6 protein-coding genes, 2 tRNA genes and 3 rRNA genes are annotated in these 15617 nt (G+C 55.6%); 7 read left to right on the top strand and 4 right to left on the bottom strand.

What is annotated here, in order from left to right; all coding sequences use genetic code 11:
• Positions 1–34: 34 nt before the first annotated feature.
• Together HDF14_RS27215 and HDF14_RS15390 are read right to left on the bottom strand one after the other, a co-directional pair.
• Complete coding sequence (locus HDF14_RS27215; protein ID WP_313899597.1) at positions 35–3613, bottom strand: TonB-dependent receptor; 3579 nt, start codon at positions 3611–3613, stop codon at positions 35–37.
• Positions 3614–4462, bottom strand: coding sequence for a hypothetical protein (locus HDF14_RS15390; protein WP_183978275.1), 849 nt, complete (start codon positions 4460–4462; stop codon positions 3614–3616).
• A gap of 158 nt (positions 4463–4620) precedes the next feature.
• Here HDF14_RS15390 and HDF14_RS15385 point away from each other — a divergent pair, with 158 nt between their 5' ends.
• Positions 4621–5352: a VIT1/CCC1 transporter family protein gene (locus HDF14_RS15385; protein ID WP_183978274.1), complete on the top strand. Its 732-nt coding sequence runs from the start codon at positions 4621–4623 to the stop codon at positions 5350–5352.
• Between the two features lie 148 nt (positions 5353–5500).
• Here HDF14_RS15385 and HDF14_RS15380 read toward each other — a convergent pair whose 3' ends face one another.
• Positions 5501–6046, bottom strand: a complete 546-nt coding sequence (locus HDF14_RS15380) for a DUF4337 domain-containing protein (protein WP_183978272.1) — start codon at positions 6044–6046, stop codon at positions 5501–5503.
• 935 nt (positions 6047–6981) lie between these two features.
• Between HDF14_RS15380 and HDF14_RS15375 the strand changes: the two genes are divergently transcribed.
• The 6 genes from HDF14_RS15375 to HDF14_RS15350 all read left to right on the top strand — a co-directional run bounded on the left by HDF14_RS15375 (position 6982) and on the right by HDF14_RS15350 (position 13706).
• A 16S ribosomal RNA gene (locus HDF14_RS15375) occupies positions 6982–8481 on the top strand.
• A gap of 323 nt (positions 8482–8804) precedes the next feature.
• Positions 8805–8881, top strand: a tRNA-Ile gene (locus tag HDF14_RS15370).
• A gap of 35 nt (positions 8882–8916) precedes the next feature.
• Positions 8917–8992, top strand: a tRNA-Ala gene (locus tag HDF14_RS15365).
• A gap of 395 nt (positions 8993–9387) precedes the next feature.
• Positions 9388–12338: ribosomal RNA gene (locus HDF14_RS15360) — 23S ribosomal RNA — on the top strand.
• 156 nt (positions 12339–12494) lie between these two features.
• Positions 12495–12611: ribosomal RNA gene (rrf, locus tag HDF14_RS15355) — 5S ribosomal RNA — on the top strand.
• The 16S, 23S and 5S rRNA genes sit together here with 2 tRNA genes alongside, the layout of an rRNA operon.
• A 147-nt stretch (positions 12612–12758) precedes the next feature.
• Positions 12759–13706: an SAM hydrolase/SAM-dependent halogenase family protein gene (locus tag HDF14_RS15350; protein ID WP_313899596.1), complete on the top strand. Its 948-nt coding sequence runs from the start codon at positions 12759–12761 to the stop codon at positions 13704–13706.
• A gap of 72 nt (positions 13707–13778) precedes the next feature.
• Here the strand turns inward: HDF14_RS15350 and HDF14_RS15345 are convergent, their stop codons facing one another.
• A complete protein-coding gene (locus HDF14_RS15345; protein WP_183978270.1) occupies positions 13779–15614 on the bottom strand; it encodes a DUF4097 family beta strand repeat-containing protein in 1836 nt (611 codons plus the stop codon).
• Between the last annotated feature and the right edge of the window lie 3 nt (positions 15615–15617).

Below are 15617 nucleotides of genomic sequence, written 5' to 3'. Positions count from 1 at the left end.
CTCCTAGCCCGCAGCAAAGTCATCGCCCCGCTCCTCAAAACCGGTACCGCGCCAGCACCGTCAGCCGCCGCATCGACGCCGCCGAGGTCACCTGCCCAAAAGTCTGCGAGTTCAACGTCGAATCGATTCCCGAATACTGAACCGTGTTGAAGACATTTGTCGCCGTCACCCTCATCTCAAATGACCGCGTCTCCCCCAGCGCCACTGTCCGCGACAGGGAAGCGTCCGCCACAGCGATCCCCGGTCCCTCGATGGACCCACGCGACGCCGTACCGTATTGATTCGGCGGGGGGGCGGCAAACGCCGCCGTATTGAACCAGTCTAGAATGGTCCCCTGGCCCGAAATCGGCTGCGAAGACACTCTGTCCGGCCGCAGCGTATTGTTGGTCCCCGTAGCCGTCTCCGCTACCGTCGAAACATAGTGCGGGGTAAAGTAAGTTCCCGAAGCAAACGTAAAATCCCCCGAGAGAGAAAATCCATCCAGTGCCTTCGACCAGAATCCCCCCTTCGTCAAGAAGGCCCGGTTCGGGCCAAACGGCAGCTCCAGCACCCAGTTTCCAGTCACCTGCTGTCGCACATCGAACGAGCTGTTGCCCTCCTCCGCATTCAGATCCATATCATTCTGCGCAGGCACCACTGTCGTCCCGCCAATCGACGAAGCATTATCAATCGAGTGCCCATAGTGATACGTCGCCTGCAGCGAAACGCCCTTTTGCAGCCTCTTCCGTACATTCACGCTAAGTTGTTCAAACCGCGAAAACCCCTGCGAATCCTCATAGTTGAAAGGCTGCGCCCCCGGATTCAATACTCCCGACGCCGTTCGATTCGGCGCCCTCACAATATCCAGCTCTCCACCCTTCGCCCCGTTGTACCCAATATTCGCCACGATCCCCAACGGAAACGTCCGCTGAATATCCAGGTTCCAAACCTGCACATGCCCCAGCCTGTAGTCCAAATTCGCCGCATAGTTGTTCTGCACCGGCGTCGTCGAACAGTCAAATCCATTCGCCAGCGTCAGCGTCGTCGGCGAGCATCCCGTCTGCCCCACCACGTTCGTCTGCGTCAGCGCGAACGGCACCTGCGACGACAGATTCCTCGCCAGCGTCGCATACTGCCCCGTGTTGAAGTTAATCCCATAGCCCCCGCGTACCACCGTATCTTTGAAGACCTTCAGCTTCGGCCGATACGCAAACCCCACTCGCGGCGAGTACATATTCCTATCCGGATTGACCAGCGACCTCACCGCCCCGGTGCCGCACGCCCCCGCAACCGCCACCGGACACACCGGTATCACCACGGAAAAATCTGAATTGTGATCCAGGTTCACCAACCGATTATCCTTCTCCACGTAAGGCGAAAAATACTCATACCGCAACCCATAGTTCAGCGTCAGATTCGCGAGCACGCGCCAGTCATCCTGCGCATACCAATCAAAAACATTCGCGCGCAGATACGTCTTCTCCGTCGCCGCTTGAATCGTCGACTGCTGGGGCAGCCCCAGCAGAAAATCCGCCAGCCCATACCCACTCGGCGACAACACCGGACAAGTCACCGTCGTCGAAGGCGTACAACTGCTCGCCGGATTCTGCGTCGCGTACCCGGTAAACGTAAACGACCCCACCACATTTGTTCCGCCCACCGAATCCGCATGCACCCGCCGAATATCAAGCCCGTAGCGCATATTGTGTTTCTTGTATCTGTAACTCACAAAGTCCGAGAATGAGATCGTCTGATTCAGAACATCGCTCGGCAACGCCTGCGTCAACCCCGTATAGTTCGAGATCCCCACACTCGGCAACCCGTTATAGATCCCCGGCTCCCCTCCAATCACCGGCTTCGGAACAGTGATGCCCGTCCCATTCAGCGGATTGATTCCGTTCGTAAAGTAATTACGCGCCGTCGCGTGCGAGCGATTCCAGTTAATCGAAGCATTGTTGGTCAGCTTGCCATATCCAATCGTGTAGCCCGCCGTGACGCCATACCCGTCCGTTTCGGTCGTACCACCCAGCGGCAAAAAGATATTCCGATTATCCGCAGCCGAGTGCGAGTAGCTCCCATTGAAGTTGATATTCTGTCGCAGCGTTGCCGGTCCGTTCCCCTGCTGCTGCCTGCGCCCGCCGCCGAAACTGTTGCTCTGTCCAAAGTTCCGCACATACCGCAGCGCTGCGGTAGTGGCGTTGTTCCCCGCAGTCGTAATTGTCTGGTAGTTGTACCCCTGTCGCCCCGTTGTTGGGATATTTGGAGCAGGATAATAGTTCAGCAGGGCCGCAGCCTGCGAAGATACGGGCACCTGATTATTCACAAACGGCTGCCCCGTCGCAGGGTTATACAGCGTCACCGGAGTTGTCACGCCGCCGACTGTGTTTGTAAGCCCCGAGAAATCTCCATCCCGTTCCGCCAGCGTGGGCACCGTGCCGTATAGGTTCGTAGGAGTCGTATTCCGCTGTCCCGTCACGTTTAGGAAGATGAACTGCTTCGTACTTGCCTTCACCAAACCGGGTATAAACGGAGACCCCGTAAAGCTCACTCCAAACCTGTTCGTACTGTAGTCCGGCTTCACCACCGGAGCGCCTGTCAATGAAAAGTTAGTAGCATCGAGTGCGCCGTTTCCACCCTGGTAGAAGATCGCTCCATGCGGCTGCGTAGGATTAAACCCTCGAAACCCACCGCCTCCACCACCGCCGCCACGTCCACCGCCCCCACCTCCGCCGCCACCAAACCCTCGTCCACCACCGCCACCGCCAAATCCTCCGCCCCCAGCCATACCACCCAGCATCCCCGCCACCGAATTAGCAATATCGCCAACCGCCCCACCCTGTCGCTGCGCCTGTGCGATCGCATCCCGGATGCGCTCCCGAACGTCATCTTCGCTGAATCCCGCAAGTCCGTTCGTCTGCCCCACCGCGCCATTCACTGTCACCGAATCACTCGCCGCCGCCTCGCTCCCACCAAGCCCCGACAGCGTCGGCACCTGCGCCCCCGCAGCCCCTCCTCCACTTGCCGTCGCATCCGCCGACCCCGACGTATCTCCGGTCACACTCAGCGCCTGCAGCCCACGCGCAACTCCAGCGCTCGTCGCCGCGGCCTGACGCTCCTCCTGCTGCTGCACCCGTGAGGCCAGTTGCAACCCAAACTCCGCCACTTGCGTCGGTTTTCCGCCGTTCTGTCCAGCCGCGTTAATCAAAACCTCTTTTGTATCGGCCGCAAATGCCGCCAACTCCGCCTTCACCACATAGCGGCCATTGCGCGGAACCGTCATCGCAAACGTGCCGTTCACATCGGTCGTCGTCGCATACTTCTTGCCGGTCAGCGTATTGCTCGCAGTCACCGCGACTCCAGGCAATGGCACCGCTCCCGCCTTGACCGTCCCCGAAATCGTCCCACCGCTCGCCTCGCCCGCCCCAGACGTTGTAGCGGCTGGCGCAGGTGTCGTAACAGTCGTAGCAGGTGTTCCAGACGTGCTCTGCGCGTCAGCCGGTGCCGGTGGTAGAACCGGCGGCACAGCTTGTCCCCACACGCTACCCGTTAGCACCAGGCCCACTACCATACCTTGAATCAGTCCCTGCACCTTTACCTCGCCTCGCTTCATCGACCCCAAACACACGATTCCCATCTATTGAGGCGCCGTACCAGTCTTCGCCGGAACAGCCGCCCCACTCGGAGCCGCTGCAGATGTGCCGCCCTCAAGCTCTCGCCTTCGTCGCCGTGCCGCAGGATCCGACACACCTAACTCCGTTGGCACGAATGTTCCATTCTTCAACGCTCCACGTCCAGCCACAGCGTCTCCAACCTTCACATCCGCAAGCGTAATACTCTCTCCACCAGAGCTGTTCCCACTTCCTGCTGCATTCCCTGAAACCGTTCCTCCGCTACCGCTCCCGCTCCCTCTTCCACTACCCGACCCCAACTCAGTCACGCCCGCACCACTCGCAAGCATCGACATGCCACGGCCGCCGCGTTTGAACGACGTCTGCTCATCCACCCCGATCACTTGGCTCACGCCATCTGGCCGCAACACCGTGATCTTCAGCGCATCCATATCGATCGCAGTCACGCGCCCCGTGATGAAGACCTTGCCCATCCCTTCGCGCGCCTTCTTCACCTGCTCCGCGTCCATCACGCCGATAAAGACTGCATGCACTGTCTTGGTCGCAGGGTCGAGAACTCCCATCGCGCCCACGCCATCACCTGCCTTGATATCGACCATCTTCGCCGGCTGCCTGTCTTTGTTTACCCGCGTGTTAGCGGAGACGACCACCTGGTACACCTCGCCCGCCTCCGTCTTCACCGTCAAATGATCAGCAGCTGCGGCCGTCACTGTGCCGCGCACCATCTGCCCGCCCGCAAAGGCCGGTCCCTCGCGTTCGTCATCGCTCTGCTGAGCTCGCATCGGCAAAGGCAGCGCTGCCATCACAATCACCAGCAACTTTGCTCCAGAACGCCGCATCCACTGCTGCTTCATCCCGCACCATCCGCCTTACTTTTTACCCGAAGTCTCGTGCTCATACAGACGGTCTATCACCACGAAAGACTCTCCGGCGTCCGCAAAAACCTCCGACAAACCCAGCCCCAACGTGCAGCGCTTGCCTTCCTTCGCGAACCCTGCACTAAACTACCGGAATGCATGAGGTAGCCCACGCGCCCCACACCCACGGCCCCCACATCGAAGGCCACTTCGAATCCTCTGAGGTGGTTCGCGATATCGTCATCGGGCTCTCCGACGGACTCACCGTTCCCTTTGCACTAGCCGCAGGTCTCTCCGGTGCCGTCGCGTCCTCCCACATCGTCGTCCTCGCCGGTCTTGCAGAGATCGCCGCTGGCTCCATCGCTATGGGCCTCGGCGGCTATCTCGCCGCACGTGGCGATGCCGAACACTACGTCTCCGAGCGCCAACGTGAAGAGCGCGAGATCGTCGAACGCACACGTGATGAAGAAGAAGAGATCTACGAGATCTTCGAACAGTATTCGGTGAGCCGCGCCAGTGCAGAGCCCGTACTCGCAGCACTCAAACAAAACCCCACCGCATGGGTCGACTTCATGATGCGCTTTGAACTCGGCCTCGAAAAGCCCGCTGCAAACCGCGCTCATCGCTCCGCCCTCACCATCGCGATCTCCTACATTGCCGGCGGCCTCATCCCTCTGCTGCCTTACATGCTCGTAGCAGACAACCTCACCGCTCTCAAACTTTCCGTCATGATTACGCTGCTTGCGCTCGCCATCTTCGGCGCACTCAAGGGCAAACTGGTCGGAACCGGTTGGCTACGCAGCGCTCTCCAAACCGTGCTCATCGGGGGAGCTGCAGCCGCCGTCGCCTACACGCTCGCGAACCTCCTCAACACCCATCCAAGCTGAGCGACCATGCTCGATTGGCCGTTTTCGCTCCCGCGAACGCTGGAGAAGTAACGGCTGCGACTGCACGCTGGAAACAAAAATGACGGCGTAGGATCATGAATATAAATAACTTATGATGCTGGGGTCGCCGATCGCGCGATCGAAGAAGTTAGTGAACCAGTAGCCCCGAACAGGCCACGACGACCCCGGCCGCGCCAAGCGCAAGCCCAAGCAGGAAGTAGTGTTGCCTTCGCGTGAAGAGCGTAATCGAGCAAAGCACCACCGAAATCTGCAACAGGGCCTCGCCTAGATCGTAGCGAGAAGCCTTGGCCTCAGCCTTGGTCACTTCGGCCTCGAACTCACGAGCCTTCGCCTGCTCCTCCGCAAGATCGTCCTTCCACTTCTCAACGTGAGCCTCGTACTCCTTCCGCTTTGTCTCAAGCAGAGATGAGTTCGCGGTGGGCTCTATCGCAAGAAGGTCCAGCGTCACCGAAAGATTATCCATGCGAATCTTCTTCGCCTGGTACTCGTTCCACTGATCGCCCGCACGCGACTGCATCAACACAGCCTCAGTGTGAGTGCGATGTCCAAGCACAGTGACCATGGCGACCAGTACGGCAAGTATCGAGATTCCGAGCGAAATACTCTTCAGCGACTCTTCTCCACCGGACTCCCGCATCTGATTGGCAAACTCTGAAACTTCGTTAGCTTCCATAGTGGAACGATTCTAGACCGGCGCATTGAATTGTCAGCAGTCAAAACCGCCACCCAGGCCACTATTCAAACAAAGTCAAAATAGTCGGAACTTTAATCACCCCGTCATTGTTGGCCGAAATCGACTTTTCGACAGGAAACCGCGATTATTCACAGCCTTGAGCTTGCACGGAGGCTCTGTCGCTGATAATCTCAGGAAGTCGCAGAGAGGCATACGGCCTGAAACGAAGTGGAAAGCAACAAGCTTGCACGGAAACAAAAAGCACGATACTCTAGGTGAGAAGTAAAGCAACACTGCTTCGCACCTTGGCTCTGGCAAGACGAGAGCAAGTAACAAGGTATGACGGAGCGCAGTCCAAGCGTTTGATATCGGTTTAGAGCCTCAGGGCCTACCGGCAATCCAAACCCAAGCCACTGCAGTTGATTTGAGAAATACTAGGAGCTAAGTGCTCCGCGCTCGTTTTCGGGCGTCACGATGTTTTGACATTTTGTGCTGAGCGAATGATTGTCAACCTCTTCGGAGTCGGCAGGCCGGAATCAAGCCTGAAGAAAACGAAAATAAGAGTTGACAAGCGAGGTAAGAATTGATAATCTCGAAAAGTTCGCTAAAACGTCACACGCTACTGAAGCGCTCCTCGTAGAGTCGAAGCAAGACCAAAAGAGAGAGCTAAAAGTAAGTGGCAAATACAGACGACAACAGCGCATCAAGTTCGAGGACACGAATATGGCTTATGCCGATTCAGTCCTTGATCCAAAGCTGCCCGCTTAGGTGGATGCAGTTCGGATCTTTGACAACATAGTTGAACGTGCCAGTCGTGAGATGATACGAAATTTGGTTTAGTCATTCTCACTAGTTATAAACCTCCGGGTGTTTTCGAGCACCGGGGGCGCTTGATCCGCACCGACCCCTGTCGATGTGCGGCAAGCAAACCAAGATTAAACGAGAGTTTGATCCTGGCTCAGAATCAACGCTGGCGGCGTGCCTAACACATGCAAGTCGCACGAGAAAGGGGCTTCGGCCCTGAGTAAAGTGGCGCACGGGTGAGTAACACGTGACTAATCTACCCTCGAGTGGGGAATAACTGAGAGAAATCTTAGCTAATACCGCATAACACTTACGAGTCAAAGCAGCAATGCGCTTGGGGAGGAGGTCGCGGCCGATTAGCTAGTTGGCGGGGTAATGGCCCACCAAGGCGATGATCGGTATCCGGCCTGAGAGGGCGCACGGACACACTGGAACTGAAACACGGTCCAGACTCCTACGGGAGGCAGCAGTGGGGAATTTTGCGCAATGGGGGAAACCCTGACGCAGCAACGCCGCGTGGAGGATGAAATATCTTGGTATGTAAACTCCTTTCGATGGGGAAGATTATGACGGTACCCATAGAAGAAGCCCCGGCTAACTTCGTGCCAGCAGCCGCGGTAATACGAGGGGGGCAAGCGTTGTTCGGATTTATTGGGCGTAAAGGGTGCGTAGGCGGTTTGATAAGTCTGATGTGAAATCTATGGGCTCAACCCATAGTCTGCATTAGAAACTGTCGGGCTTGAGTATGGGAGAGGTGAGTGGAATTTCCGGTGTAGCGGTGAAATGCGTAGATATCGGAAGGAACACCTGTGGCGAAAGCGGCTCACTGGACCATAACTGACGCTGATGCACGAAAGCTAGGGGAGCAAACAGGATTAGATACCCTGGTAGTCCTAGCCCTAAACGATGATTGCTTGGTGTGGCAGGTACCCAATCCTGCCGTGCCGAAGCTAACGCGATAAGCAATCCGCCTGGGGAGTACGGTCGCAAGGCTGAAACTCAAAGGAATTGACGGGGGCCCGCACAAGCGGTGGAGCATGTGGTTTAATTCGACGCAACGCGAAGAACCTTACCTGGGCTCGAAATGTAGTGGAATCCGGCAGAAACGTCGGCGTCTAGCAATAGACCGCTATATAGGTGCTGCATGGCTGTCGTCAGCTCGTGTCGTGAGATGTTGGGTTAAGTCCCGCAACGAGCGCAACCCTTATCTTCAGTTGCTACCATTTAGTTGAGCACTCTGACGAAACCGCCTCGGATAACGGGGAGGAAGGTGGGGATGACGTCAAGTCCTCATGGCCTTTATGTCCAGGGCTACACACGTGCTACAATGGCCGGTACAAACCGCTGCAAACCCGCGAGGGGGAGCTAATCGGAAAAAGCCGGCCTCAGTTCGGATTGGAGTCTGCAACTCGACTCCATGAAGCTGGAATCGCTAGTAATCGTGGATCAGCATGCCACGGTGAATACGTTCCCGGGCCTTGTACACACCGCCCGTCACATCACGAAAGTGGGTTGCACTAGAAGTCGGTGCGCTAACCGCAAGGGAGCAGCCGCCCAAGGTGTAATTCATGATTGGGGTGAAGTCGTAACAAGGTAGCCGTAGGAGAACCTGCGGCTGGATCACCTCCTTTCTAAGAGAGAACGTCTTGGCACACTTCAGCGCCCTGCGATTGCAGGCAGCCTGGTTTTGCGATCAGGTTGAGCTTGATAGTGATGTTGCCAAGTACCATCTGCATGCACTTCGGTGACTGCAGATGAGCCTGAACTAAACCTTCTCTTTTTCGCTATCTGTCAACACCGATGGTCAATAGCGGCGTAGCTGCTATGCACGTTCAACTGTGTCCTCGAAACCTTTCGAGAGAGCTCGATTCTTGATTCTTCGGAGTCAACAACAGAGCAGCCTGCGCATCAGGCCTCCTTTGCTGATAAGCTGGAAGTCTGGTGCTGTAGAGTCGGGCCTGTAGCTCAGTTGGTTAGAGCGCACCCCTGATAAGGGTGAGGTCGGTAGTTCGAATCTACCCAGGCCCACCACCTTTATCCCGACGGTCAGGTAATCTGATCATCAAGGGGCTGTAGCTCAGTTGGGAGAGCACCTGCTTTGCAAGCAGGGGGTCAACGGTTCGATCCCGTTCAGCTCCACCATGACTTCTCGATTGGCATGTTCGATATGGATATGTAAGACAAGCGATGTCTGCTTGAGGTTGAGTCTCTGCACTGCGGAGGTTGAACCTTGAGCAGGAATGCTCAAGCCGCCTGAGGGCGCGAAGTGATGACGCAGCAATGCGAATCGCTCCATGATTTTTGACAACTGAATAGATTGGGTAAATATAACTACAAGGCTGAGTAGCTAGCTTTCAGGTTGTCTCTGATTGCGACGCTGTCGTCAGTATTGAGTGTCTTTAGAATAATTTTCGTGTTACCGACCTGATTCTCGTAAGTTGAGATGACGGTTGTACGACACAGGCGTGGACTATATCAAACGTAGATAGCTCTATGTTGCAGAGGTTGTCACTCTGCTGCGTGCGAGTAAATTCTATGGTCAAGCTACTAAGGGCGCACGGTGGATGCCTTGGCAGAAACAGGCGATGAAGGACGCGGCAAGCTGCGATAAGCTTCGGGGAGCGGCACACACGCGTTGATCCGGAGATTTCCGAATGGGGAAACCCACCCAGGTAAAACCTGGGTATGTCCAACTGAATTCATAGGTTGGAACAGGCGAACGGAGGGAAGTGAACCATCTCAGTACCTCCAGGAGGAGAAAGAAACCTCGATTCCGATAGTAGTGGCGAGCGAAATCGGAACAGCCCAAACCCGTACTATTTCGGTAGTTCGGGGGTTGTAGGGCCTGCAAAAGTAGAGTTACCAATCTGGTTGCTAGTCGAATCTTCTGGAAAGGAGATCCAAAGAGGGTGACAGACCCGTAGACGAAAGCGATCCAGACTCGAAGCAGGTACCTGAGTAAGGCGGGGCACGAGAAACCCTGCTTGAATCCACGGGGACCATCCCGTAAGGCTAAATACTCGTTTCTGACCGATAGTGAACCAGTACCGTGAGGGAAAGGCGAAAAGCACCCCATTGAGGGGAGTGAAAAGTACCTGAAACCGTGTGCCTACAAGCAGTGGGAGGACTATGCCCGTAAGGGAATGTCTGACCGCGTGCCTATTGCATAATGAGCCGGCTAGTTATTCTTGTCAGCAAGGTTAAGCGTGAGCGAGCCGCAGCGAAAGCGAGTCTGAATAGGGCGATAAGTTGGCAGGAATAGACGCGAAGCGGGATGATCTACCCTTGGCCAGGTTGAAGGTGAGGTAACACTCACTGGAGGACCGAACCGGTGTTTGTTGAAAAAAGCTCGGATGAGCTGAGGGTAGGGGTGAAAGGCTAATCAAATTCCGTTATAGCTCGTTCTCTCCGAAATAGCTTTAGGGCTAGCCTCGGGTGATTTGGATCGGTGGTAGAGACATGGATAGACTAGGGGGCTTTCCGGCTTACTGAATCTAATCAAACTTCGAATGCCGATCACAACCAGCCCGGGAGTCAGACTGTGGGGGCTAAGCTTCACAGTCGAGAGGAAAACAGTCCAGACCGCCTGCTAAGGTCCCAAAATTACAGTTAAGTGGGAAAGGAAGTCGGAACGCTCAGACAGCCAGGAGGTTGGCTTAGAAGCAGCCATCCTTTAAAGAAAGCGTAATAGCTCACTGGTCAAGCGGTCCGGTGCCGACAATACAACGGGGCTAAAACTGTATACCGAAGCAGCGGATGCACACCATTAGGTGTGCGTGGTAGGAGAGCATTCTGTCGTGGATGAAGCGCAACTGGGAAGATGCGTGGACATTACAGAAGAGACCCTGCCGGCATAAGTAGCGATAATGAAGGTGAGAACCCTTCACGCCGAAAGTCTAAGGTTTCCTGAGGAAGGTTAATCCGCTCAGGGTTAGGCGGTCCCTAAGCTGAGGCCGAAAGGCGTAAGCGATGGAAATCCGGTTAATATTCCGGACCTCCCAATATCTCGTTATCACGATGGGGTGACGCATAAGGATAGGCAGGACATTATATGGCTATGGTGTTCGATACGCGTAAGCTGGATTCTCTAGGCAAATCCGGAGAGTCTTAACAGTGAGGCGTAAAGCAGTAAGCCGAATGGCTGAAAGCTGCTGATTTCATGGTGCCAAGAAAAACCTCTAAGGAGAGAGATTGGGAACCGTACCACAAACCGACACAGGTAGACGAGGAGAATATCCAAAGGCGCTCGAGTGAAAGCTTGTTAAGGAACTCGGCAAATTAGACCCGTAACTTCGGGAGAAGGGTCGCCCTTCAGGGTGCAAGCCCAGAGGGGCCGCAGTGAAACGCGAACGGCGACTGTTTAACAAAAACACAGGTCTCTGCAAAGTCAAAAACGACGTATAGGGGCTGACTCCTGCCCGGTGCCGGAAGGTTAAAGGGAGAGGTTAGGGCGCAAGCTCGAAGCTTTGAACTGAAGCCCCGGTGAACGGCGGCCGTAACTATAACGGTCCTAAGGTAGCGAAATTCCTTGTCGGGTAAGTTCCGACCTGCACGAATGGAGTAACGATCGTTCGACTGTCTTAACGAGTTGCTCGGCGAACTTGTAGTACCGGTGAAGATGCCGGTTACCCGCAGCTAGACGAAAAGACCCCGTGCACCTTTACTATACTTTTACTATGAGTTACGGCCACTGCTGCGCAGGATAGGTGGGAGGCTTTGATATCGGACTTTTGGGTTCGGTGGAGCCAACGGTGAGATACCACCCTGCGGTTGTTGTGATTCTAACCTGCTCCCGTAATCCGGGAGAGGGACATAGTAAGACGGGTAGTTTGACTGGGGCGGTCGCCTCCTAAATTGTAACGGAGGCGCGCGAAGCTACACTCAGGTCGTTTGGAAATCGACCGTCGAGTGCAAAGGCATAAGTGTGGTTAACTGCGAGACCTACAAGTCGAGCAGATGCGAAAGCAGGCCTTAGTGATCCGGTGGTTCTGTATGGAAGGGCCATCGCTCAACGGATAAAAGGTACGCCGGGGATAACAGGCTGATCGAAGCCAAGAGTTCATATCGACGCTTCGGTTTGGCACCTCGATGTCGGCTCATCACATCCTGGAGCTGTAGAAGGTTCCAAGGGTTCGGCTGTTCGCCGATTAAAGTGGTACGTGAGCTGGGTTCAGAACGTCGCGAGACAGTTCGGTCTCTATCTGCTGTGGGCGTAGGAGATTTGAAGAGGGCTGTCCTTAGTACGAGAGGACCGGGATGGACGAACCTCTTGTGTTCCAGTTGTCCTGCCAAGGGCACGGCTGGGTAGCGAAGTTCGGTTGTGATAACCGCTGAATGCATATAAGCGGGAAGCACGCTCTAAGATGAGATCTCCCAACCCAAAAGGGAAATGAAGGGCCCTAGAAGACCACTAGGTTGATAGGCTGGAGGTTGAAGTGCAGTAATGCATGTAGCTTACCAGTACTAATCGCCCGTTCGGCTTGTCCATAGAATTTACTCTGCGCAGTGAAAGTCCGCTGTTCTGGAGACATTCAATACAAGCTTTGTAGTTATATCTTTTGGAAACTACGCAACAAGTAACAAACGTCTAAATCCCCAATCTATTCAGTTGTGGAAGATCGCGAGAGCGAGATTTCTAAACTTTGCCGGTGAGTTTACCGCGAGGGTCACACCCGTTCCCATCCCGAACACGGAAGTTAAGCCTCGTTGGGCCGATGGTACTGCACGCGTAAGTGTGTGGGAGATTAGGTGATCGCCGGCATATTACAGAGCCCCATTCTTTCGAGAATGGGGCTTTTACTTGCCTGAAAGCTTCCTTCTTATAAGTCTGCATTTACTCGAGAGCACAGAAATCCCTAATTGTGATTAGATTGATGCAAACATCAAATCTTTTGCGGAGATTCCGACTGTGAGACCTCTTGGCTTATTTGGGTGCTATCCGCTTACCCTAGCGCTCATCGCTTTCTCTCTAACTGGAGGCGTTCCTCGACCGCTCGCACAGGCAACGACCGCTCGCGTACAGCCCCGACAGAAGGCAAGCGCACTCCGCACAATCGGGTTCATGACGGACTTCGATGTGAAGGACGATGCTGTGGGAATATGCAAAGCGGTAATGAATGGTGTGGCACCCGGAGTCCAGGTCATTGACATCACACACCAGGCGACTCCGTATGACATTGCAGAAGGAGCTCGATTTCTCGCTGGCTCGGCTCCTTACTTTTCGACGGACGCTGTATTTGTAGTTGTGATCGATCCCACGGTAGGGAGTACGCGGCGAGCGATCATCGCGCGATCCAGGAAAGGTCAGTTCTTTGTATTGCCGGACAACGGCCTGCTGACCTTGGTGCAGGATCGGGACGGAATTGATGGAGTGAGAGAGATCACCAATCCGGAGTGGATGATCGGAGCAAAGACCTCGTCCACTTTCCATGGAAGGGACATCTTTTCCCCGGCTGGTGCGCACTTGGCCCGGGGAGACGATTGGGCTACGGCTGGACCACCCGTTGATGTTGCCAGTCTTGTGAGGTTAGATCTTCATACGGCGACCGTGGATGAAGCGGGGTTGCATGGCGAGGTGATCGGCACTGACGGACCGTTCGGCAATCTGGTGTTGAATGTGCCAGCGGAGACGTTTGCCAAGCTGGGGTACAAGGTAGGCGATACGGTGCCGGTGCAGGTGAATGGACAGACCTATCAGTTGCCATTTGTGAAGACCTTCAGCGACGTAGCCGTCGGAAAGCCGTTGGCTTATATTGACTCGCGCGGGCGGTTGAGTTTGGGAATCAATCAGAGGAGCTTTGCCGAAACTTATGGGATCCACGCGCCGGCCGCAGTGATGATCACCAAAAAACAGTAAGCCGCACAGCTGAGAGCAAGTTCACGCTTTCTCTTTATGGAGACAGAGGAAACCTGATCCATTGGGGTGAGCCTATTCGTTCGGATCTTTTTGCTGTTTTACGTCCTTTGCTTCACGTTTAGCTTCGTCGGCAGCTTCCTTAGCCTCTCGTCTAGCCTCATCCGCAGCTTGCTTCGCTTCACGTCTAGCTTCGTCCGCAGCTTGTTTGGCTTCCCGTTGACCTTCCGTCGCGGCCTCTTTGCCTTCGCTGGTGGCTTCTCGCGCCTCCTGCTTCGCTTCTTCCATTGCCTGACGCGCATCGGGTGGCATAGCGGTGATCTTCGGCATTGGGGGAAGAGGGGTGATCTTTGGCATAGGAGGCATAGGAGGCAGTGGCATCACGCTCCCCTTCTTCACAGAGATGTCGCCCTGACTAGTGGAGATGTGCAGGAGTGGACCGCCTTTGCCAATGGTGCCGGTTATGACATTCTTTTTGTCATCATCGTCGTCGGACTTGATTTGAGAGAAGTCGCTTTCGATGTTTCCGTTAGTGGCATCGAGCTGGTAGCCGAAGTTCGATTGCTCGGGAAGAGTCAGATTTACAGAGCCGTTCCGATTCTCCACAGTGACATTCCCAAGGGGAGGAGCGCTTGTGAGATCAACTGACCCGTTGCGGTTGGTGACAGTGACGTCGCCCGCGACGCGATCGAGAGTGACATTGCGATTGCCCGCGGTGAGAGTCAGGGGGCCGACAGCTTCACTGGCAGAGATATCGGCGTGGCTGATGTCGATCTCGCCGTCAAGGCGGGCGAACTGGAGGTCGGTGCGGCTGGTATGAAACTTGATGGGCCCACGGATACGTTCGTAGTGTGTGGTCCCGAAGAAGTCGCCACTCATGGTCACGGGACCACTGAGATCAGAGAGAGTGGTGTCGTGTCCGCGGCCCTGAATGGTGACAGGCCCCGAAACGCTGTGTGCGGAGAGATCAGAGTCGCTGTTGTTGACGTGCGCGATGACTGGGCCGGTGATAGCGGTGAGTTCGATGTTGCCGTGATTGGCGGTTACTTGGAGCGGTGCCTTGAGCGCGCTGACATGGACGTCGCCATGGTTGGCGGTGACGATGGTAGGAGCTGTTGCCGGCAGCGTGATGGTGAGGTCAGCGCGGGTACCGTCAATTGCCGGTATGGAAAGATTTAGACTGTCGCCCGAACTGCTGAGGCTTGGATTGAGGCGTTGGGCTTTGCTGTCGGCGTCGGAGTCAGAGCGAGTGTAGACCTCTTTGTGAACGGAGACGTGAATCTGGTTGTCGTCGCTGGTACCGGAGATGGAGATGTCGCCGCGAGGATTGTCGACGGTAAAGCCGGAACCGGCAGGGAAGGACTGAGAAAGCGTCTGATCGCTCTCATGTTTATCGCCAAGGAATTCGTCAATGTTGTCCTGGTTGAGATTCAGGCCGTTGAGGACGTAGCTGTGACCGTTGCCGTTTCGTACGCTGCTGAACACGATGCCGGTGATCCCCAGGATCAGCAGCAGAGTGAAGACTCCACCACCAAGACGGCGACGATATCGGGGTTGGCTGGAGTCCGACTGCATGTACTGGTCGTACGCCCACTCCAAAAGCATGATGACTCCGGCACCGACCAGCAGGAGCGGCCAAAAGCGCCCGTACCAATCCCACAGGCTATGAGCTCCGATCCGTCCAGTCTGCACGAGCAGAAAGAGGATGCCGATCGTGATAAGTAGCAGGGGCCCAAGAATAGAGCTACGCCGGAGACTGCGAGCTTGGTATCGGTAGGCGTCACGCTGAGCGCGGGCCATGTCGCGCTGTGCGCGGGCTTGCTCCTTGAGAACTCGGCGCTGATACTTCCAATCTCCTCCGTAGGGAGGGCCGGGTGGAGGCGGATAGGGTGGGGGTGGATAACTTCCCATGGC

The sequence above is a fragment of the Tunturiibacter gelidiferens genome (genome assembly GCF_014201335.1).
Lineage (GTDB): Bacteria > Acidobacteriota > Terriglobia > Terriglobales > Acidobacteriaceae > Edaphobacter > Edaphobacter lichenicola_E.
This window is presented reverse-complemented; position numbering and strand designations above follow the sequence as displayed.